Source organism: Solibacillus sp. FSL H8-0523, from assembly GCF_038051985.1.
GTDB lineage: Bacteria > Bacillota > Bacilli > Bacillales_A > Planococcaceae > Solibacillus.
In genome coordinates, this window is record NZ_CP150291.1 from 218,748 (window position 1) to 239,727 (window position 20,980).

Annotated in this window: 20 protein-coding genes and 2 riboswitches; of the genes, 12 read left to right on the top strand and 8 right to left on the bottom strand. The window is 42.6% G+C overall.

The genetic code is table 11. The features are described 5' to 3' along the window. The first annotated feature begins 9 nt into the window (after positions 1–9). The 6 genes from hutU to NSQ62_RS01120 all read left to right on the top strand — a co-directional run bounded on the left by hutU (position 10) and on the right by NSQ62_RS01120 (position 6,788). On the top strand, positions 10–1,668 hold the full coding sequence (hutU, locus tag NSQ62_RS01095) for a urocanate hydratase (protein WP_341322095.1): 1,659 nt from the start codon (positions 10–12) through the stop codon (positions 1,666–1,668). A gap of 6 nt (positions 1,669–1,674) precedes the next feature. Further along, positions 1,675–2,943, top strand: coding sequence for an imidazolonepropionase (hutI, locus tag NSQ62_RS01100; protein ID WP_341322096.1), 1,269 nt, complete (start codon positions 1,675–1,677; stop codon positions 2,941–2,943). Further along, entirely contained in the window at positions 2,940–3,908 is a 969-nt protein-coding gene (locus NSQ62_RS01105) for an agmatinase family protein (protein ID WP_341322097.1), read from the top strand. Before hutI ends, NSQ62_RS01105 begins: the two co-directional genes overlap by 4 nt. Before the next feature lie 109 nt (positions 3,909–4,017). After that, positions 4,018–4,281, top strand: a complete 264-nt coding sequence (locus NSQ62_RS01110) for a hypothetical protein (protein ID WP_341322098.1) — start codon at positions 4,018–4,020, stop codon at positions 4,279–4,281. A gap of 4 nt (positions 4,282–4,285) precedes the next feature. Continuing rightward, positions 4,286–5,491 carry an RtcB family protein gene (locus NSQ62_RS01115; protein ID WP_341322099.1) on the top strand — a complete coding sequence of 402 codons (1,206 nt, stop codon included), beginning with the start codon at positions 4,286–4,288 and terminating at the stop codon, positions 5,489–5,491. A gap of 238 nt (positions 5,492–5,729) precedes the next feature. After that, on the top strand, positions 5,730–6,788 hold the full coding sequence (locus tag NSQ62_RS01120) for a nitric oxide synthase oxygenase (RefSeq protein WP_341323862.1): 1,059 nt from the start codon (positions 5,730–5,732) through the stop codon (positions 6,786–6,788). 42 nt (positions 6,789–6,830) lie between these two features. On the opposite strand, the gene NSQ62_RS01125 is transcribed toward NSQ62_RS01120, so the two are convergent. From NSQ62_RS01125 to NSQ62_RS01135, 3 genes are all read right to left on the bottom strand, one after another. Then, positions 6,831–7,808: an alpha/beta hydrolase gene (locus tag NSQ62_RS01125; RefSeq protein WP_341322100.1), complete on the bottom strand. Its 978-nt coding sequence runs from the start codon at positions 7,806–7,808 to the stop codon at positions 6,831–6,833. 116 nt (positions 7,809–7,924) lie between these two features. Then, the gene (locus tag NSQ62_RS01130; protein ID WP_341322101.1) at positions 7,925–8,479 is read right to left on the bottom strand and encodes a restriction endonuclease; all 555 of its coding nucleotides are present in this window, start codon (positions 8,477–8,479) and stop codon (positions 7,925–7,927) included. A 63-nt stretch (positions 8,480–8,542) separates the two neighbouring features. Next, a complete protein-coding gene (locus NSQ62_RS01135; RefSeq protein WP_341322102.1) occupies positions 8,543–9,742 on the bottom strand; it encodes an MFS transporter in 1,200 nt (399 codons plus the stop codon). 153 nt (positions 9,743–9,895) lie between these two features. Beyond that, positions 9,896–10,076, top strand: a riboswitch (Lysine riboswitch). 101 nt (positions 10,077–10,177) lie between these two features. Between NSQ62_RS01135 and NSQ62_RS01140 the strand changes: the two genes are divergently transcribed. From NSQ62_RS01140 to NSQ62_RS01165, 6 genes are all read left to right on the top strand, one after another. Further along, positions 10,178–11,635, top strand: a complete 1,458-nt coding sequence (locus NSQ62_RS01140; protein ID WP_341322103.1) for an amino acid permease — start codon at positions 10,178–10,180, stop codon at positions 11,633–11,635. A gap of 243 nt (positions 11,636–11,878) precedes the next feature. Further along, positions 11,879–12,430: an HD domain-containing protein gene (locus NSQ62_RS01145; protein WP_341322104.1), complete on the top strand. Its 552-nt coding sequence runs from the start codon at positions 11,879–11,881 to the stop codon at positions 12,428–12,430. A 14-nt stretch (positions 12,431–12,444) separates the two neighbouring features. After that, the gene (locus NSQ62_RS01150; RefSeq protein ID WP_341322105.1) at positions 12,445–13,125 is read left to right on the top strand and encodes an RNA 2'-phosphotransferase; all 681 of its coding nucleotides are present in this window, start codon (positions 12,445–12,447) and stop codon (positions 13,123–13,125) included. A 135-nt stretch (positions 13,126–13,260) separates the two neighbouring features. Further along, positions 13,261–13,363, top strand: a riboswitch (purine riboswitch). A gap of 151 nt (positions 13,364–13,514) precedes the next feature. After that, positions 13,515–14,087, top strand: coding sequence for a xanthine phosphoribosyltransferase (locus NSQ62_RS01155; RefSeq protein ID WP_341322106.1), 573 nt, complete (start codon positions 13,515–13,517; stop codon positions 14,085–14,087). An 84-nt stretch (positions 14,088–14,171) separates the two neighbouring features. Further along, a complete protein-coding gene (locus NSQ62_RS01160) occupies positions 14,172–15,482 on the top strand; it encodes a nucleobase:cation symporter-2 family protein (protein WP_341322107.1) in 1,311 nt (436 codons plus the stop codon). A 127-nt stretch (positions 15,483–15,609) separates the two neighbouring features. Continuing rightward, positions 15,610–16,371 (top strand): prepilin peptidase, encoded by a 762-nt coding sequence (locus NSQ62_RS01165; RefSeq protein ID WP_341322108.1) that lies wholly within the window; start codon positions 15,610–15,612, stop codon positions 16,369–16,371. Between the two features lie 39 nt (positions 16,372–16,410). On the opposite strand, the gene NSQ62_RS01170 is transcribed toward NSQ62_RS01165, so the two are convergent. The 5 genes from NSQ62_RS01170 to NSQ62_RS01190 all read right to left on the bottom strand — a co-directional run bounded on the left by NSQ62_RS01170 (position 16,411) and on the right by NSQ62_RS01190 (position 20,936). Next, positions 16,411–16,635, bottom strand: coding sequence for a hypothetical protein (locus tag NSQ62_RS01170; RefSeq protein ID WP_341322109.1), 225 nt, complete (start codon positions 16,633–16,635; stop codon positions 16,411–16,413). A gap of 149 nt (positions 16,636–16,784) precedes the next feature. Next, on the bottom strand, positions 16,785–18,176 hold the full coding sequence (gene fumC, locus NSQ62_RS01175) for a class II fumarate hydratase (protein WP_341322110.1): 1,392 nt from the start codon (positions 18,174–18,176) through the stop codon (positions 16,785–16,787). 532 nt (positions 18,177–18,708) lie between these two features. Then, a complete protein-coding gene (locus NSQ62_RS01180; protein ID WP_341322111.1) occupies positions 18,709–19,020 on the bottom strand; it encodes a hypothetical protein in 312 nt (103 codons plus the stop codon). 109 nt (positions 19,021–19,129) lie between these two features. Then, positions 19,130–19,687, bottom strand: a complete 558-nt coding sequence (locus NSQ62_RS01185; protein WP_341322112.1) for a DUF1273 domain-containing protein — start codon at positions 19,685–19,687, stop codon at positions 19,130–19,132. Positions 19,688–19,742: 55 nt separating this feature from the next. Beyond that, positions 19,743–20,936, bottom strand: a complete 1,194-nt coding sequence (locus NSQ62_RS01190) for an ornithine--oxo-acid transaminase (RefSeq protein WP_341322113.1) — start codon at positions 20,934–20,936, stop codon at positions 19,743–19,745. Positions 20,937–20,980: the final 44 nt, after the last annotated feature.

A 20,980-nucleotide genomic window follows, 5' to 3' on the forward strand; every position in this document is an offset into this window, starting at 1 on the left:
CGAAACATTATGTTTAAAACAAATATCCGCGCACCACGAGGGAACGAATTATCGTGTAAAGGTTGGACGCAAGAAGCGGCAATGCGTATGTTAATGAACAACTTAGACCCGGAAGTAGCGGAAAATCCAGATGAGTTAGTTGTTTACGGCGGGATCGGGAAAGCGGCGCGTGATTGGGAAAGCTATGAAAAACTAATCGAAACATTAAAAGTGCTAGAAGATGATGAAACCATGCTTGTGCAATCAGGCAAGCCAGTTGCAGTATTTAAAACGCATGAAAATGCACCGCGCGTACTCATCGCCAACTCAAACTTAGTACCGGGCTGGGCAAACTGGGATCACTTCTATGAACTAGAAGAGCGCAACTTAATGATGTACGGGCAAATGACGGCGGGTTCTTGGATTTACATCGGCGCACAAGGGATTCTACAAGGGACTTATTTAAGCTTTGTTGAAGCAGGGAAAAAGAAATTCGGCTCAGCTGACCTACGCGGACGCTGGATCTTAACTGGTGGTATGGGCGGCATGAGTGGCGCACAGCCATTAGCAGGGAAAATGGCGGGTGCGGTAATTTTAGTAGTCGAAGTTGACCGAGCACGCATCGAGCGCAAAATGAAAGAAGGGTACTGCGATTACCTTGTCGAAACCGTAGATGAAGCAATGGAGCTCGTAGACAAATTAACTGCAGAAAAAACACCGGCTTCAATCGGCTTAGTTGGAAACTGTGCAGATGTAAATCGTGAGCTATTAAACCGTGGCATTACGCCAGATTTCGTAACCGATCAAACGTCAGCACATGACCCAATTAACGGCTATGTACCAAACTGCATGACATTAGATGAAGCGTTAGCATTACGTAAATCAGACGTAAAAACCTATGAGCGCCGCGCGAAAGAAACGATGGCAGAGCACGTAATTACGATGCTAGAATTCCAAGCAGCAGGGGCAGAAACATTCGATTACGGCAACAATATCCGTGCGTACGCAAAAGAAATGGGTGTTGAAAATGCTTTCGATTTCCCGGGCTTCGTACCGGCGTATATCCGTCCATTATTCTGCGAAGGAAAAGGACCATTCCGCTGGGCAGCACTGTCAGGTGACCCGGAGGATATTTATAAAACCGATCAATTAGCAAAAGAAATGTTCGCTCACGATGAGGCGCTTGTGAACTGGATTGATATGGCGCAAAAGATGGTGAAATGGCAAGGCTTACCGGCGCGTATTTGCTGGTTAGGTTATGGTGATCGCCACCGCTTTGCGTTAAAAGTAAATGAAATGGTCGCAAATGGGGAGTTAAAAGCGCCAATCGTTTTCGGTCGTGACCACTTAGATTCAGGTTCGGTAGCGTCACCAAACCGTGAAACAGAAGGCATGATGGACGGTTCAGATGCCGTATCAGATTGGCCATTACTAAATGCCTTAGTCAATACAGCAGGTGGTGCAAGCTGGGTAAGTATTCATCACGGTGGTGGTGTTGGGATGGGATATTCGCAGCACGCAGGTCAAGTACTTGTAGCAGATGGTACACAGCTTGCTTCAGATAAAATCAACCGCGTCTTAGTATCTGACCCGGGAATGGGTGTTGTACGTCATGCGGATGCCGGCTATGAGATTGCAATTCGCACGGCAAAGGAAAAAGGAATCACTATGCCAATGCTAAAAGGATGATGACAAATGGCGATTTTAATTCATAACGCAAATGAAGTATTAACTTTACAAAGTACTGTACAAGGGCCGCGTCGCCGAGAGCAGATGAGCGAGCTCGGGTTACTAGAAAACGTCAGTATTTTAATTGAGGAAAACCGCATTATGATGGTTGCCCCGCTTGAGGAAATCAAAGAGCAGTTTCCAAGTTTAGTAGACAACGCGGAAGTGATTGATGCGCTCGGCAAAATTGTGATGCCAGGTTTTGTGGATTGCCATACGCATTTAGTGCATGGGGGTACACGCGAGCATGAGCTGAACATGCGCCTTGCCGGAAAAAGCTATATGGACATTATGAATGCAGGTGGCGGGATTCATTACACAACAACAAAAACGCGTGAAGCGAGCTTTGATGAACTGTACGACAAAACGTATGAACATTTAAATGACTTCTTACGCCACGGCATTACAACGGTAGAAGCAAAATCTGGCTACGGCATGAACTGGGAAACGGAATTAAAGCAGCTTGAAGTTGCAAATAAACTACAGCAAAATCACGCCGTTGATGTTGTGTCGACCTTTATGGGCGCGCATGCCGTACCAAAAGAATATAAGGGCAACGAGGATGCTTTCGTTAAACTGTTGATTGAAGATATGATTCCCAAGGTGGCAAAGCTTGGTTTAGCGGAATTTAACGATGTGTTTTGTGAAAAGGGCGTCTTCACCCCAGCGCAATCGCGTTTAATTTTAGCGGCTGGGAAGGCATATGGGCTAACACCAAAAATTCATGCCGATGAAATCGAACCATATGAGGGCGCAGAGCTTGCAGCAGAAATGGGCGCAATTTCAGCTGAGCATTTACTTGTTGCATCAGACGAGGGCATTGAAGCGATGGCAAAGGCCGGTACAATTGCGGTGCTACTACCGGGGACAGCCTTCTTCCTACGTGCCCCGTATGCGAGAGGCCGTTTAATGGTTGACCGTGGTGTACCGGTGGCGATTTCTACAGACTTTAATCCGGGCTCTTCCCCAACAATCAGCCTACCATTCATTCAAAACTTAGCTTGTATGAATATGGGGATGACAATGGAAGAAGTGCTATGTGCCACAACGATTAACGCCGCACATGCGATTAACCGCGGGGATGTTGTCGGGACACTTGAGCAAGGCAAGCAAGCAGATCTTTTAATTTTAGATGTACCAAACTATAAGCAGCTGCAATATTTTTACGGCATGAATCATACTGATACGGTCATTAAAGCTGGTCGGGTCGTTGTGAAAGGTGGCAACTTGCTGTGAGCGAGCTTTTTGTTGCACCAAGTACTAGTTGGAATCGTAGTGTGCATGAGGATATGAAAGTAAAGGACTGGATTAAGCCAAGCTACGGCGAGCTAGGAGCCGATGCAGAGGTTGTATTAACCGGCATTCCATTATCGCGCTCGTCGATTAGTGCTTCGGCTGCTTCGGAGTACCCAGATTTTTTCCGCAAAGCATGGCACTGGTTTACGACATATTCAATCGATGAAAATATTGATTTTCGCGAGATGCGAGTTGTCGATGTCGGCGATGTGAAAATGCATGGCACGAATATTTTACAGTGTCATGAAAACATTGAACAGGCGATGACCGAAGTGCTAACAGGTAGTCCAAACAGCTTTTACGTGCAAATTGGCGGCGATCATTCGATTACGGCACCAATCATTCGCGCGTTTAAAAACCATACAAACAAGCGCATTGGCATCGTACAATTTGATACGCATTTAGACTTGCGCGCCACCGATTTAGATGGGCCGACAAACGGTACGCCGATTCGTCAGCTCCTAGATGCAGGTATTGTGCGCGGTGAGGATGTGTATAATATTGGACTTCACGGCTTTTACAATGCTCCGAGCTTAATTCGCGCGGCCGATGATTACGGCTTGAACCGCATTACATTAAAGGCATTTCGTCAAAAAGGTGCGGAAACACATATGCAAGAAGTGATGGCGGAGCTTGCTGAAAAGGTTGATATCGTTTATGTAACAGTCGATATGGATGTGCTTGATATTGCCTATGCACCAGGGGTTCCGGCATCCACACCGGGTGGCATGCGTACCGATGAGCTGTTTGATTTATTATTTGAAGTGGGGAAATACGAGCTTGTGCGCGGCATGGATTTTGTATGCTTAGACCCACATCGTGATACGCGTGAGCAACAAACGGTAAAGGCCGGCGTTTACGCGTTTTTACAGGTGATGCTGTCACGCTATATGCATGTGAAATAAGGAAAGCCGAAACTTCGCTTATTAGTGAGGTTTCGGTTTTTTTATTAATGAAACTAATTGTCATGTCCATCCGTAAATAATAGTAAAATTTTTCAAAGTAGGGGATGAAGTGAACAGAAACGTCTTACTCGCATTACTCGGTGCATCACTTTTACATATTGGCTATTTTTTAGTGCAGCTGCTGATCGGCATCGTACAAACCTTCTTCTATCAACCACAATTTGCGCCAACTGATGTAGTCCTTCAATCTGAGGTTGCATTCGGCTTTGTCAGTCGGGGCACACCGCTTTTCTTACTGGCAAGCTATTTTCTCGCTGCACTTGTGTTGTTTATGATGTTAAAAACAAAGGAATCGTTAAAAAGAAAGGTGTGAAACGATGATTGAAATTAACGGGAAATATACAGATGCTAAAATTTATACGAATCAGCCACAGCAATCGGCTATTGAGCAAATTGATGAGCTGGTGAACCAGTCATTTATGGCGGGTACAAAGGTGCGCATTATGCCGGATTACCATGCGGGGAAGGGCTGTGTCATTGGCACAACGATTGCACTGGGTGACTGCGTCGTCCCAAATTTAGTCGGTGTCGATGTAGGTTGTGGTGTGCTTGTTTCAGAAATCGGAAAAGGCACGCTAGACTTTAATGCGCTAGATGCTGCGATTCGTCGTTATGTGCCAAGTGGCAATGACATTCACGAAGACGTAACAGATAGTAGCGCACTTGAGACATTCCACAATGAAAGATTTATCGCGAGTGGTTTGCAAAATGATTATACAAGTCGTTCACTCGGCACGCTTGGTGGAGGCAATCACTTTATCGAGCTCGCAAAAGACGATGCCGGTGTGCACTATTTACTCATTCATACCGGCTCACGCTATGTCGGTGCGAAGGTCGCAAATTGGCATCAAAAAAGAGCGTTTGATTTACTGCAGCGTGAGGATTTAACCGAAAAAATTGACGCGTTAAAAGAAGCGGGACGCACGCAGGAAATTCAGGCGATGATTGAGGCTTACAAGCAGGAAAATCCAGTTGTTCCAAAGGATTTAGCCTATTTGCAGGGCGATGCATTTCATGACTACATTGCCGACATGAAGCTTGCGCAGCGCTTTGCCCATGAAAACCGTATGCGCATTGCGGCGATTATTTCCGAGCACATGAAATGGGAATTTGCCTCACAATTTGATTCCGTGCACAACTATATCGATACTGATGCCATGATTTTACGAAAAGGTGCGGTGCGCGCGGCAAAAGGTGAACAGCTTGTCATCCCGATGAATATGCGTGACGGCTCGCTTATTTGCATCGGTAAAGGAAATCCCGACTGGAACGAATCAGCCCCACACGGCGCGGGCCGCATATATTCACGTACGGCTGCGATGAAAAATTTATCGATGGATGCTTTCAAAGAAACAATGGCCGGGATTTGGACCACGTCTGTCAGTGAGGAAACATTAGACGAAGCACCAATGGCCTATAAGCCGATGCAAGAAATTGTCGAGCAAATTGGCGAAACCGTAACCATTCAAAAACACATTATGCCCGTCTATAATTTCAAGGCGAGCGACAAATGGACGAAGTAAAGATATGCGCAGTTTGCATATCTTTTTTTATGGTGGTGAGATTTTTTGGAACGCCAACTCGTTATAGGAAGTAAGGGGGGATGACTGTGGATGAGAACTACATAATCAAATCCCGCTCTACGAATGAATTTGAACACTTTTAGTCATGTATGTAAAATACATGTTTTAAATCGAGCGGTGTGCACTTGAGTTTCGCCTCTAAACAAGCCACAATGAGCTGTATGAGGAGGCGCAAATGATGACTTTTACGCTTACAAAAGAACGACAACAACGAATCGATTTTTTAACTTTATATAAACAAGAAATGAAGCAAACGGATGAATGGCTGGCGGAGCGACTTCAAGAAGCGGAGCAACCCGCGTTTCGTTTAACAACTGACGAACTAACATATGGTGCACGCGTTGCCTGGCGCAATAGTAATAAATGCATCGGGCGCTTATTTTGGCATAGCTTAACGGTATTTGATCGCCGTGATGTACTAGCACCACAAGCGATTTTTGACGCATTAGTGGCGCATATCGACTACGCAACAAACGGCGGTAAAATTCGCCCGGCAATTTCAGTTTTTGACCAGAAGCGCGTGCGTATTTGGAATCACCAATTGATTCGCTATGCGGGTTACGAAACAGCGATGGGCGTGATCGGGGATGCTAATTCGATTACTTTTACGAAAACGTGCGAGGCGCTTGGCTGGTGCGGACAACGAACAAACTATGATGTGCTGCCGCTTGTCATCCAAGTCGATGAGGCGCCACCACAAGTGTTCGAACTCCCGAAAGAAGCGGTGCTAGAAGTGAGCATTACCCATCCGGATTATGATTTTGGTAAGCTCAATATGCAGTGGTACGCGGTGCCGATTATTTCGAGCATGCGCTTTAATATTGCCGGTGAAGATTATCCGGCCGCACCGTTTAATGGCTGGTATATGGGCACTGAAATTGGTGCACGTAATTTAGCCGATGCAGACCGCTATGACTTTTTACCAGATGTTGCGCGTGTCATTGGGCTTGATACCGCGCGTAATGCGACGCTCTGGAAGGACCGTGCGTTAGTGGAGTTAAATATCGCAGTGCTCCATTCCTACAAGCAAGCCGGTGTAAGCATCGTTGATCATCATACCGCTGCACAACAGTTTGAATTATTTCAGCAGCAAGAGCAGGCGAATAGCCGGGATGTAACAGGCAACTGGGTATGGCTTGTGCCCCCGCTATCACCTGCGACGACATCGATTTATCATCAGCCAATAGACAATACGGTGAAAAAGCCGAATTATTTTTACCAGCCACAACCTTATTAAAAAATGAAGCGCGGTCGACAACATGTCAGACCGCGCTTTTCATTATTTCGTGACCTCTTTTAAAAATTGTAACGTTGCTTCAAAGGTTTCTACGGCCTCTTTTGTGTTCATCATAAATTGATATTCATGTGGAAGTTCCGCACTTGTATAAAATTTATCGACAACCGGAACGTCTAGCTGCTGCAATTTGTTTACGAGCGCTTTACCGTGTGCTTCAAAGGTCATGACATTACCATCAGTAATAAATGATGGCGGATAATCACTCGTGACAAAATCCACTGTAGAAGCAAGGCGCGTCGTTTCAGAGGATTGCCAATTGCGCTCACCGATATAGCCCCATCCGACACGATTTAATAAAAAGGCAACGAGCTTATTATCGCTTAAATGACTGAGCTGTTTAATATCAAACGGGCCGCAATACAGGAGTAGACCTGCAATGTTTTTGCGATCAACAACAGGTGTGATGTCGAGCTGTTTGGCATAATCGGCATTCGTTTGAACAAGTGCATATTGGCTGACAATTTGTGCACCAGCAGAATCCCCTGCAAATAAAATGTTAGACGTATCAAATTTATACGTTTCAGCATTTTTTAAAATCCACTCGTACGCATCGTTCATTTGCAAAAGCGGAGAAGGGTAGCGTTTAGTTGGTGCTAGGGCATAATTTATATTCACCACATGATAGCCGTTTGCCGCAATTTGAACCGCGTATTCGGTAATGTCGGATTTATCGCCCGCAACATAAGCACCGCCGTGTACCCACAAAATGACGGGAAGCAGTTCATCGCGGTCCTTTGGTGAAATGACATCGAGTCGTTTTTCTGAAAAGCTTGACTCATACACTAGGTTTACATAGTGTAGCGTTTGGTTTTGAATTGCCTCATAATTACTAGGCTTTACCGCAACGCCACCTTCGAATAGTTTCTTGACAAGAAAAGAAGAGGGGTACGGTGTGAAAACAATAAAGAGTACGATTAATAGAATGATAATTAGTAAGATAAGGCTAATAATTTTTAGCATCGAATTCTCCTTCATATAGAATGTATACCTTTATTTTAGTAGAAAATGCCAAACACTGATACCTAAAAAAACGCACACTCAAATTGTTGAGCGTGCGCCTTTTTGGTTGGTACGGTTTATTTTTTATTTAAAATGAGGTCGATTAATTCTTCGCGATCAATCAAATACACATCATTAATATTTGCCAGCTTTTCGGCTTGCTTTGTGTAGTGTGAATTTGTGACAACCCAAGCTTCTGTGGCATTGTACATTTTCACCGCACCAATGATTTCTTGTACGGCTTTGACACCAACCGTGCTTGAATAGCGCTTTGCTTGTACGGCAATAATGTCTTTACCGTCTTTTAAAATTAAATCTGCACCGTAATCGCCACTTTTGGCCGTATAGCTAACCTTAAAGCCACGGCGTTTAAATAATGTGCCTAAAAACTGCTCGAAATCTTCACCGCTCATTTTGTCGACTTCCTGAATGCCTGATTTGCGCAATTTTGCGGTTTTCCGTGACTTCTTCCATAGTTTAAAACCAATATATAGTCCGAAATAACAAACAATCCCCAAACCAATACTCTCAGGAGTAGAGTTGACCGCCCAGCCTGCATATCCTGCAAGTGCAATGAGCACAAGTGGGAAAATGGGTAAGCGTTTTTTATTTCGTTTTCTCTTTTTACGCACGTCTTGTTGTACTCCTTTTATTTACTTAGTCCTAGTATAGCACAAAAGGGTACATACGTTTGGTTATATCGTACGATTTTTTGCACTGGCAAAAGAAGCGAAAAACAATAGCACAGAGATGACAACAAATAGCGTTAATGGGACGAACCAGCTTTCCGTCACGTCATGTACAAAGCCGAACAAAACCGGGCCAATTGCTGCGACTAAATAGCCGATTGATTGTGCAAAACCAGATAATTCCGCCGCTTCAAAAGCAGTCGTCGTACGCAAGTTGAATAGCATCAGTACCAGGCCAAACGATGCCCCGCCTGCAAAGCCTAAAAAAATCATCCATAATACGGCAAAACTCGTCCATTCAAAAAGCATGCCACTAAAGCCTATAATGTAACAAGTCGTAAAGAATACGACAATCGGGCGCTGCGACGTCATTTTACCCGCGAGAATTGGGATTAAAAACGTCATTGGAATTTGTGCAAATTGCATCACCGATACCATCCAACCAGCAGAAGCGGCATCAAGACCTTGGCTCACATAAATTTCCGGAATCCAAGCAGCACAGCAGTAAAATAAAAAGGATTGTAAGCCCATCGCCGCAGCAATGGCCCACGCAAGCGGATGCCGCCACATTTTTTTTGGTTTATTTGTCGTTTTCGGTATTTGCATATCGACTTTTGATGTGCGTAGCAGAGGCACCCAAATGAGCAATGTCAGTACACCTAAAATGACTGAAAATCCAAGAGCGATTTGCCAGCCTGCATATTGTGCGATCGAATAACTAAAGCCTGCCGCAATCCCAGAAGAAATATTCATCGATACCGTATAAATACCGGTTAATAACCCAATATGTAACGGGAATTTCAATTTAAAATAACCGGGAATCAGTACATTGCCAAACGCAATGGCAATGCCAATGAGCACCGTACCGATAACGAGTAATGAGGTTATACCAACCGAGCGCAGCACGACACCCGCGCACAGTAAAATCACCGAATAAAACAGTGTCCACTCCATACCAAATCTGCGTGCAAGGCGCGGTGCAAAGGGTGAAATAACAGCAAACGCCAACAGTGGAATCGTCGTTAAAAAGCCGGCTAACACATTGGAAATCCCAAGCCCTTCACGAATAAATGAAATAATCGGCCCAACAATAGTGATGGGCGTTCTAAGTGTCGTTGCGAATAAAAAAATGGCCACAATGAAAAATAACAAGGGCTTATTCGATACTATTTTTTTGCTTTGGTAATTGATTTTTTCGGGGTCCATAAACTAGCTCCTTTTTATCGTAAATTCTATCATAGAAGGACTTCTAGAGAGGTTAAATTATCTAAAAAGTTAGAAAAATTCAAAGTCATTGCTATCAAATAGTTGTTATGATAGACTATGAAACGTTATTAAATTAAATAGATATACCTCATTTATTGAGGTAGAGGTCGCAAACGTTAAGATTAGTATAGCTGAGATTGGGAAGAATCGGTGAAGCTTTATGAAAGGAATGGTTGCCGAAGTGTTGTTTTTCTTCTTAAAAACAATGCTGGGGCTGTTTTCGATAAGGAACAGAACTGTCACATGTGTGAGCATGTGTTGAGCTATCTTTCAAGTTTTGAGGTTTTTATGAGCCGTCACATAACTTGTGGCGGCTTTTCGTTTATCATAAAAGCCCAATTGATCGATAAGTAAATGAAACAAGGGGATTTTTTCATGAGTGAAATTAAAATAGACCAGCTCGGCAATAAAAACGAGCTGAAACGTGGATTAAAAAGTCGTCACATTACGATGATTTCGCTAGGCGGAACAATCGGGACTGGGCTGTTTTTAGCATCGGGTGGCGCGATTGCACAAGCGGGTCCAGGTGGGGCACTCTTAGCCTACGCATTAATCGGGATTATGGTGTATTTCTTAATGACGTCTCTAGGGGAGATGGCCGCTTATATGCCAACTTCGGGGTCATTTAGTACATACGCCTCAAAATTTGTAGACCCAGCACTTGGCTTTGCACTAGGCTGGAACTACTGGTACAACTGGGCGATTACGATTGCCGCAGAAATCGCAGCGGTTTCGTTAATTATGAAATACTGGTTCCCAGATAGCTCGTCACTTATCTGGACAATCCTATTTATCGTCGTAGTTTTATCGTTCAACTTATTATCGGTAAAAGCTTACGGTGAAGCAGAATACTGGTTTGCGATGATTAAAGTTGCAACGGTGATTGTCTTTATTATTGTCAGCTTCTTAATGATTTTCGGTATTTTAGGTGGGAACGCGCCAGTCGGCTTTACGAACTTCTTTGAAGGCGATGCACCGTTTAACGGCGGCTTCCTAGCGATGTTTGGTATTTTCCTAGCTGCTGGATTCTCATTCCAAGGTACTGAAATGCTAGGGGTAACAGCGGGTGAAACCGATGACCCAGCGAAAAATATTCCAAAAGCCGTGAAATCCGTTTTCTGGCGCATCATTCTTTTCTACATTTTAGCGATTGGTGCAATCGGTTTATTAATTCCTTATACGGATTCTCGTTTATTAACAGAGGATATTGCAACAAGTCCATTTACATTAGTGTTTGAAAACTTAGGGATTGCATTTGCCGCATCGGTGATGAATGCCATTATTTTAACAGCGATGCTTTCTGCTGGTAACTCAGGATTATATGCAGCAAGCCGTATGTTATTCCAACTAGCGGTTGATGGCAAAGCGCCGAAAATCTTCCGCAAAATCAGTACGCGCGGTGTGCCGGTTTACGCATTACTTGCAACACTTGCAGTTGGCTGTTTATCATTTTTAGCGTCATTCTTCGGTGATGGCGTAGTGTACATTTGGTTATTAAATGCCTCAGGGATGTCAGGCTTCATTGCGTGGCTTGGGATTGCTATTAGTCATTACCGTTTCCGCCGTGCATACGTGGTACAAGGGAATTCACTGAGCGACCTGCCGTATGTATCGAAGTTCTTCCCATTTGGTCCGTTGTTTGCGTTCGCGCTTTGTATGATTGTCATACTAGGGCAAAACTACATGGCATTTACAGGTGGCACGATTGACTGGTATGGTGTGGTTGTTTCGTACATCGGCTTACCACTCTTTGCCCTATTTTGGATTGGCTATAAAGTGAAACATAAAACGAAATTGATTCCATTAAAGGAATGCGATTTAACAAATAAATAATGTTTGAAGGACAAGGCGATGTAATTCGTCTTGTCCTTTTTTAGTTTATGAACAAGTCATGGGGGTTATATGCACAGCTGATAGATATTTTCGAAAGCTCAGTGTTTAATGGCATACGATCAGCAATATTTACAGCGGGCCTATAAAAAAATTATGTCCGCGTCATAAAAAATCCAAGAAAATGACCTGATAACTTCCAAATTTTAGTGGTGGAAATGCTATACTAAAAGAGGGGGAACAAATATGAATATTGTAGACCAAGCTACACAATTTGTTGCACTGAAATATGACGGGAAACGTCGCACAGCGATGCAAATTCCCTATGCGACCCATTTATTTGGGGTGGCGCGAATTTTAAAAAACACGGGCTATCGTGACACGGTTGTCACAGCCGGGTTATTACATGATATATTAGAAGACAATTTAGTCACAGAGCACGAATTACGCGTTCAATTTGGTGAAGAAGTGTTGCTGCTTGTAAAGGCAACAACAGAAATGACAAAGAGTGAAGCCTGGCACATCCGTAAACAATCTGTGATTAACAGTATTCAAGGGAAAACACCGGATGAATTGGCGATTTTATTAGCTGAAAAAATTCAAAACATGCGCTCGATTATTGTGGAATTAGAGCAGTTTGGTGCAGGCTTATGGCATAACTTTAATGCGCCAAAAGAGCAGCAAGAATGGTATTATAAAAGTATTATTGAACAAGTCGAAACGTACCATCCGAATGCGCTGTTACTACCACAATTACAGCAGGTAGTAGAGAAGCTATTCGCGAAGGTTGCGCATTAAGGAAGTGACGATAAATGCCAATCTCAGTCGGTTTTTATAAAAAGATGCATCAATGGTTAGTGAATGCAAATGAAGAAAATGTTAAGTTTAGACCGTTTTTAACGAAAGAAAATCCGTATAAATCACGCATATTTTTAGTAAGCCAACATGCTGTGCCATACTTTCATGTAGAGGACGCAAGTGAAAAAATCTTTGCGGAGGCTTTAGTAAATCGTGCGCTTTTAGAAGAGCTGTATGGCAATGAACTTCAAGCGGCACCACGTGAATTTCAAGGATCACTACAATTTGAAGCGTGGTTAGAAGCACAGGGCGAATCGCTGTTATATACGTCACTCAATACGTACCAGCTGGACTCACAAGATGAGGCAAAGCTTGTAAAGCAAACAGACTCTGAACAGTATGTACGCGGCGAGCAAGTCTTTTATGAAGTGTTAAACGAATTTCAGCCAGAAATCTTGATTTTACAAGGCACGACAGCGTTTAACCAATTTAAAAAGCACTTTGCTGAAAATCTTGTTATTTACAATCCAAGCATTACGAAAGTACAGTTATTAGAAGAAACAGGTCCATTTGCCGAGATGCATTTTGCAAACGGCAAGAAAATGCTTGTGTTCGTCACACGCAGTATGAGCTATTTTGGAAAAGACGGAGCCAAGTTTGAAAAATTCAAAGACAATTTAGTGAAAATGCTGTAAGATTAGGTGAAATCCGAACATTAACCTATAAAAAAAAGCTTTTTCGGTTAAATTTCCGAAAAATATGAATATTTTTATTATTAAAAGGTTATTGCAATTCGTTTTTTTCGTGCTTATAATTGGAACATTCATAAACTTAAATTTAATAACTTTACTCATATAATGGCAAGGATATGGCTTGCGAAGTTTCTACCGATTTACCGTAAATAAATCGACTATGAGTAAGGCAGGCTTAACTGATGAATTTGTCCAATTATTCTTTAATATTTGAACCAACCATTCGTTATAACTTTTGAATCGACTCGGAAGACTTGCTTTACTCATGGATTTGAGGAAGCAGGTCTCCGAGTTTTTTTATTTTGAGTTCATCATAAGGAGGATTTTTTAACATGGAATTGTTAAAAGAAAAAATTCAAAAAGAGGGCCAAGTGCTTTCAGACGTTGTATTAAAAGTTGACTCATTTTTAAATCACCAAATCGATCCAATGTTAATGAAAGAAATCGGGACGGAATTTGCAAATCGCTTTTCAGACCAAGTAATTACAAAAGTATTAACAATCGAATCTTCAGGTATTGCCCCAGCCACATTTTTAGGGCTAACACTAGGCGCACCAGTTGTATTCGCGCGTAAACGTAAGTCATTAACGTTAACAGATAACCTCTATACATCAAAGGTATTTTCATTTACAAAGAACGAAACAAATGAAATTTCGGTTTCGAAAAAGTTTTTAACAGCAGACGATAATGTCGTAATTATTGATGACTTCCTAGCAAACGGCGAAGCATTAAAAGGCTTAGTCGATATTGCAAACCAAGCAGGCGCAACGATTGTTGGTGCGGGTATTGTTATTGAAAAAGGCTTCCAACCAGGCGGTCAGTTCATGCGCGAGCAAGGCCTACGCATTGAATCATTAGCCAATATTAAATCACTTGCGAACGGTAAAGTAGAGTTTTTCGATTAACCAGTATTGTTTAAAAAAGTAACATAGTTCAAGCATGTCTAATCACTCAACGCGAGTACACATCAATTGGAGGATAACTTTTTTATGAATAACACAAAAGCGACGATGCTGGGTATTCAGCATCTACTAGCAATGTATGCAGGTGCGATTTTAGTACCGTTAATTATTGGGGGGGCGTTGAATTTTACGCCATCACAAATGACGTATTTAGTAGCAATCGATATTTTCATGTGTGGTGTTGCGACACTACTGCAAGTTTGGAAGGGGAAAGTCATTGGTATTGGCTTACCGGTCGTACTGGGTTGTACATTCACAGCTGTTAGCCCGATTATTGCAATCGGTACAGGTGGCGGCTTAGGTGATGTATACGGCGCGATTATCGTATCAGGTGTGATTATCGTTTTAATCGGTGGGTTATTCGGTAAATTAATTCCGTTCTTCCCACCAGTAGTAACAGGTTCAGTTGTAACGATTATCGGAATTAGCTTAATTCCAGTGGCGATTAACAACATGGGTGGCGGTCAAGGTGCACCTGACTTTGCATCTGGCTCAAACGTCGCTTTAGCAATGATTACATTAGTCATTATTTTAGTTGTATACCGTTTCTCAGTAGGTTTCGTACGTGCGATTTCGATTTTACTTGGCTTAGTTACTGGTACAGTGATCGCAATGTTCATGGGGAAAGTCGATTTCCAACCAGTGATTGATGCATCTTGGTTACATATTATGCAGCCGTTCTACTTAGCTACACCAACGTTTAGCGCTTCAGCGATTTTAACGATGACGTTAGTTGCAATGGTATCTCTAGTAGAATCAACAGGTGTGTACTATGCGTTAAGTGATATTTGTAAAAAAGATTTAACTTCAAAGGATTTAGCAAAAGGGTACCGTGCAGAAGGATTAGCATCGATTATCGGTGGTATTTTCAACGCCTTCCCTTACACAACATTCTCTCAAAACGTCGGCTTGATTCAAATGTCTGGCGTGCGTGACCGTAAAGTGATTTACATTACAGGTGGTATGCTTGTAGCACTTGGCTTCTTACCAAAATTAGCAGCCATCACAACGATTATCCCAACGTCTGTACTTGGTGCAGCCATGCTTGCGATGTTCGGTATGGTGATTACACAAGGGGTCCGTATGCTTGCCCCTGAAATTGCAAAATCAATGGAAAATGCCATGGTTGTAGCAATCGCGGTTGCTATCGGGATTGGTGTTGCGACTGTACCAGGTGTATTCGCGAACATTACACAAGGCATGCCATCTTGGTTAGCTGAAGTATTCAATGTGATTACATCAAACGGGATCGTAGCCGGTGCATTAACAGCGATTGTGTTAAATATTTTATTTAATATGATTGGTCCAAAGCGTCAAGACCCGATGCATTTCGAATAAAAAGCAGTCGTCTATTTAGCGAGTAAATCGTCTAAATAGGCGATTTTTTTCGTTTAAATCGACAGTTTGCGAAATTTGAAGGAATGCATGTTAGAAAACGCGAATGAGAAAAGAGGGAGGTGATGGGATGGGATTCATAAACGTACTAGTTATGGGGAGTATGGGGGTTATATTAGGCTCATTTTTCAATGTTGTCGGATTACGCGTGCCAAAAAAGGAATCGCTTGTTGCACCGCCATCGCATTGCCCGAATTGCATGCGGGTACTCCGTGCCATCGATTTAATTCCAGTCGTTTCATACCGATTATTGCGCGGGAAATGTCGAACATGTGGTGTGCGTATTTCGCCATTGTATGCATGGATTGAACTTGCAACAGGTGTGTTATTTGCGTATGCTACGTGGCAAATTGGGCTGACGTGGGAGCTATTTGTAGCGCTCCTGTTCATTTCGCTGTTAATGATCATTACGGTTTCGGATATTTCTTATATGCTCATTCCAGATAAAGTACTGCTCTTTTTCTTACCGCTATTTACGGTTGGGCGTATAGTTTCACCGCTAACACCTTGGTGGGATAGTGCGCTTGGAGCGGTTGTCGGATTTTTTGTGTTGCTACTGATTGCGGTTCTCTCAAAAGGTGGTATGGGCGGTGGGGACATTAAACTATTCTTTTTAATCGGGCTTGTATTAGGCACATTACATACATTACTGACGCTCTTTTTAGCGGCTGTACTGGGCATTCTTTTTGGTGGCGCGCTGCTAATTATTCGTAAACAAGGACGGAAAACGCCAATTCCATTTGGGCCAGCGATTGTTGTTGCGGCACTTTTAGTATATTTTTACGGTGAGCAAGTAATCGCGCGTTATATGAAGCTGCTGTTTGTTATGTAGTAAAGCTGTACGAGAACATTCCTACAGCTTAAAATGTGATTAATAGTCACGAATAATTTGTTCAAATGGGTGATTCGTTAACAATTCCTTCGTTGCCATTTCCACCGCTTTTTCCTCAGAATCCGCCAATACTAAAATCCGGTAGTCATCAAAATCCTTGTAATAGGCATCGGCTTCAATAATCGGGGAATCGATCTCTGTATCTAATTCAGGAATCGTCACAACAATCTCGTAACCGTCCTCAATAAATTCAATTTTCTTCATGAAAACACACCCTTTCTACTTTAAAAAGTATTTACCTTTTGGGGTGTATTTATTAAACCTAAGTCGTACACATTTTGTGCCAAATAATGTGAAAGGCTTTTTGAAAGCTAAAAACCAACATGCCGATGCAGCATGTTGGTAGCATAAATCTATTCAGCGTTTGGGTAAATCATTGTTGATGGATCTACATAACGGTCGAATTCCTCTTCTGTTAAAAGGCCTGAAGCAATAGCGGCCGCTTTTAACGTTGTGCCTTCTTTATGGGCTGTTTTCGCGATTTTCGCCGCATTTTCATAGCCGATATATGGATTTAATGCGGTTACAAGCATTAATGAATTTTGTAAGTTGTGATCTAATACTTCCATGTTTGGTTCGATGCCAACTGCACAGTTATCATTGAAGCTTTGCATGGAATCGGCAAGTAAACGCGCTGATTGTAGGAAGTTGTAAATGATTACAGGCTTGAATACGTTTAGTTCAAAGTTCCCCTGTGAGGCCGCAAAGCCAATTGTCGCATCGTTACCAAATACTTGGCATGCCACCATTGTTAGTGCTTCTGATTGCGTTGGGTTTACTTTCCCTGGCATGATCGATGAGCCGGGTTCGTTTTCTGGAATGGTAATTTCACCGATACCGGAGCGTGGGCCACTTGCTAGCCAGCGTACATCGTTGGCGATTTTCATTAAGTCGGCTGCTAAAGCTTTTAGTGCACCGTGCGCTGTTGTTACTTCGTCATGAGAAGTTAATGCATGGAATTTATTTTCCGCTGTTACGAAGTTTTTCCCTGTGTAAGTCGCGATTTCTTCAGCAACCATGGCACCGAATTTTGGATGGGCGTTAATACCAGTACCAACCGCTGTACCGCCAATTGCTAATTCCTTCATGAAGTCTGTTGTGACATGAATCATTTTTTCAGATTTCACAAGCATATGCGCCCAGCCTGAAATTTCTTGGCCAAGTGTAAGTGGTGTGGCATCTTGTAAATGTGTACGACCGATTTTAATGATGTCTTTGAACGCCTCTTGTTTTTGCTGGAACGTTGCTTTTAAGACGTTTAGTTTCGGTAATACGTAATCCTCAACTGCAAGGACAGCTGCAACGTGTAATGCAGTAGGGAAGGTATCGTTAGAGCTTTGAGACATGTTGACATCATCATTTGGGTGCACCTTTTCTTCAGAACCTTGTGCTTCTAGCAGTTGATTTGCACGGAATGATAATACTTCATTTACGTTCATATTTGATTGTGTACCAGAACCCGTTTGCCAAACAACAAGAGGGAACTGATTGTTTAGTTTTCCTGCTAATACTTCATCAGCAGCCGCAACAATGGCATTTGTTTTAATGTCCGATAACTTGCCTAATTTATTGTTTGCGATGGCACAAGAGCGTTTTAAAATCGCGAAGGCACGGATAATTTCAATCGGCATTTTTTCTGTACCAATTTTAAAGTTTTCTAAGCTACGCTGTGTTTGCGCTTTCCATAGTTTGTCTGCGGGTACTTGAATTTCACCCATTGTGTCTTTTTCAATACGATAGTCCATTGTAAACACTCCTTTTATATAGGTATACCCAATTTTGTGCTGAAAAAAAGGCAAATCTTGTGAGGAGATTTGCCTTTCTTTCAGGAGAAAAGAATAAATCTTTTCGAAATATGAGTAAAGTAATTAATGAGTTTCGAACCTGAACTGGGGGGAACGGTTCCGAAAGTATGTTAACAACTAAGATGTCTTCCTTACACTGATAATGATAATCTTTATCAACTGGAAAGTCAACCATTTCATCTGAAAATTTTTCAACATGTCTAGGCATTCGCGCCAGCCCCTCGGACATTTCAATCCTCTGCGCAAAAGTGATGAAGCGTTTACTTTTGCGTCGAGCTCTCCAATGTCTGAGTCTCACACGATGTGAGTCATGTCGGTCATGCCACATGGATGTGGCGTTTTGACCGACGCGGGGCTTAAAGGCGCGAATGCGCTTTTCTTAAAATAAAACAACGCCTAATGCATCGTAATTTCGTACGATGCGCTAGGCGTTGCTTAGACGGGTATTCACGTTGATTTGCCACCTCTTTAATTAGATGATTTTCACATAAAAGTCGCGACCATTTGTTAATCCTAAAATCTCGACCCCTTTTTCGGTTTGATAATATTTCTCTATAATATTTGCTAAACCGTTATAACCGTTGAGAAGGGTACCTTGCTTAATTTCCTTTGCGATGTTGTGGAATTCGAAGTACGTAAGTGCATCCTCGTTCATGCTGTTTAAGATGTTTTCTAGATCTGCTAATGGAATGTGTACACCGCGAGTATAGCGACATTCACGCTTATACGTATGGTGCTCAATATTGACTGGTGTTGTTTCTGTGATCATTGTTAATTGGTTCATAGATTGTCCTCCTTTGAAAATAGTAGCTTACTCTATTATTATACCTAAAAAATGAATAAAATAATCAGAAAATTAATTAAATTTGGAAATTTGTTTAAAATTTTCCAATTTACCACTCGTCGCCGCGCTGTAATTCCTCTGCGACCATTTGTAAATCGTAGGCATTGATAACGAAAAGTTCGTAATCTTGATGGATTTCCTGATACTTTTCTACAAGGCGATGCACATATTTTGGAGAGCCTTCGTTTTCATCATCGTAAACAAGGAGCGTCGCATCGGTGTTATCGATAATAAACTTGTCCTTTTCGATAAATTGCCACGGCGCTTCGTATGGGCGCTTTGTCACACTGGTCACAAAATCGGCCTTACTAACTATATGCATATAGGTTGCTTGTTTATGCTCATTCCAATTTTTTTCTTGCTCTAAAAACGGGGTGATAATGGAATATTTCAAATGAGGGAAGTCGTTTTTAAGCTCTAGTATGACTTGTGCGGCCCATGTTTCCACACCTTGCTGACCACCAATGACGACCCATTCAAGCCCATCATCTAAAAAAATCCGTAATTGGTTTTCAAGGGCCGTTTTAATAATCTCAACGCCTGGGTGCTTGTCATTAAAAATACCGAGCTCATGTGGACGATAGCCCGTAATATAAAGTGATTTCATAAGGTCCTCCCATCGTGTAAAAGGCTACGCTAAATTTAGCGCAGCCCCCAATCATTTATTTAAATACGGCCTCAATTTGCTCAATCGCCCAGTCTAAATCTTCTTTTGAAATAATTAGTGGGGGAGCAAAGCGAATCACCGTATCATGAGTTTCTTTGCAAAGTACGTTAAGCGCCGCTAGCTTTTCACAATAAGGGCGAGCTGCTTCATGCAACTCCACACCAATGAATAGCCCGCGCCCACGAATTTCTTTAATCGCAGGGTGCGCAATGGCTTGTAATCTTTGCTTGAAATAATCCCCAAGCTCTAGTGAACGTTCTGTTAGCTTTTCATCAAGTAACACATCAATCGACGCGATCGAAACGGCACAGGCAAGTGGATTGCCTCCAAATGTAGAGCCGTGTGATCCGGGATTGAACACACCTAAAATATTGTCATTGGCAACGACAGCAGAAATCGGATAAACTCCGCCACCAAGCGCTTTTCCTAAAATATAAACATCGGGTACTACGTCTTCCCATTCGCAGGCAAATAATTTACCCGTACGCGAAAGGCCGGTTTGAATTTCATCGGCAATGAATAAGACATTGTTTTTACGGCATAATTCATACGCTGCTTTTAAAAACCCTTCAGGTGGAATCAAAATACCTGCTTCCCCTTGAATCGGCTCAATAATAAACGCTGCTGTATTTGGCGTGATCGCTTGTTCTAACGCTTCTAAATCCCCGTAAGGAATCAGTTCAAAGCCTTCAAGCATTGGGCCAAATCCGCGTTTATATTCCGCTTCAGAGGATAGTGATACGGCACCCATTGTACGTCCATGGAAGTTGCCAATACAGCCGATAATTTGCGCAGCATTAGTAGGAATATCTTTTACTTCATAGCCCCACCGACGCGCGGTTTTAATGGCTGTCTCGACTGCTTCTGCACCGGTGTTCATTGGCAGTACCATGTTTTTCCCTGTAAGCTTACAAACTTTTTCATACCACGCACCAAGCGTCGCACTATGGAAAGCGCGTGACGTTAATGTCACTTGGTCGGCTTGATCTTTTAACGCCTGAATAATTTTCGGATGGCGATGGCCTTGGTTGAGTGCCGAATACGCCGAAAGCATATCTAAATAGCGGTTACCTTCTGGGTCGGTTACCCACGCGCCTTCTGCCTTTTCAATAACAATTGGTAGCGGGTGATAGTTATGCGCCCCAAATTGTTCGGTTGTTGCAATGAGTTCTTGTGACCTTGTTGACATGATGAAATCCTCCTTCTATTCAATAAAACGGGAAAATCAAGACG

Excerpts from the sequence above, each read along its gene's own strand:
- hutU (WP_341322095.1), top strand. The coding sequence starts at position 10 with ATGTTTAAAACAAATATCCGCGCACCACGAGGGAACGAATTATCGTGT.
- hutI (WP_341322096.1), top strand. The coding sequence starts at position 1,675 with ATGGCGATTTTAATTCATAACGCAAATGAAGTATTAACTTTACAAAGT.
- NSQ62_RS01115 (WP_341322099.1), top strand. The coding sequence starts at position 4,286 with ATGATTGAAATTAACGGGAAATATACAGATGCTAAAATTTATACGAAT.
- NSQ62_RS01120 (WP_341323862.1), top strand. The coding sequence starts at position 5,730 with ATGACTTTTACGCTTACAAAAGAACGACAACAACGAATCGATTTTTTA.
- NSQ62_RS01125 (WP_341322100.1), bottom strand. The coding sequence starts at position 7,808 with ATGCTAAAAATTATTAGCCTTATCTTACTAATTATCATTCTATTAATC.
- NSQ62_RS01135 (WP_341322102.1), bottom strand. The coding sequence starts at position 9,742 with ATGGACCCCGAAAAAATCAATTACCAAAGCAAAAAAATAGTATCGAAT.
- NSQ62_RS01140 (WP_341322103.1), top strand. The coding sequence starts at position 10,178 with ATGAGTGAAATTAAAATAGACCAGCTCGGCAATAAAAACGAGCTGAAA.
- NSQ62_RS01145 (WP_341322104.1), top strand. The coding sequence starts at position 11,879 with ATGAATATTGTAGACCAAGCTACACAATTTGTTGCACTGAAATATGAC.
- NSQ62_RS01150 (WP_341322105.1), top strand. The coding sequence starts at position 12,445 with ATGCCAATCTCAGTCGGTTTTTATAAAAAGATGCATCAATGGTTAGTG.
- NSQ62_RS01155 (WP_341322106.1), top strand. The coding sequence starts at position 13,515 with ATGGAATTGTTAAAAGAAAAAATTCAAAAAGAGGGCCAAGTGCTTTCA.
- NSQ62_RS01160 (WP_341322107.1), top strand. The coding sequence starts at position 14,172 with ATGAATAACACAAAAGCGACGATGCTGGGTATTCAGCATCTACTAGCA.
- NSQ62_RS01165 (WP_341322108.1), top strand. The coding sequence starts at position 15,610 with ATGGGATTCATAAACGTACTAGTTATGGGGAGTATGGGGGTTATATTA.
- NSQ62_RS01170 (WP_341322109.1), bottom strand. The coding sequence starts at position 16,635 with ATGAAGAAAATTGAATTTATTGAGGACGGTTACGAGATTGTTGTGACG.
- fumC (WP_341322110.1), bottom strand. The coding sequence starts at position 18,176 with ATGGACTATCGTATTGAAAAAGACACAATGGGTGAAATTCAAGTACCC.
- NSQ62_RS01180 (WP_341322111.1), bottom strand. The coding sequence starts at position 19,020 with ATGAACCAATTAACAATGATCACAGAAACAACACCAGTCAATATTGAG.
- NSQ62_RS01185 (WP_341322112.1), bottom strand. The coding sequence starts at position 19,687 with ATGAAATCACTTTATATTACGGGCTATCGTCCACATGAGCTCGGTATT.
- NSQ62_RS01190 (WP_341322113.1), bottom strand. The coding sequence starts at position 20,936 with ATGTCAACAAGGTCACAAGAACTCATTGCAACAACCGAACAATTTGGG.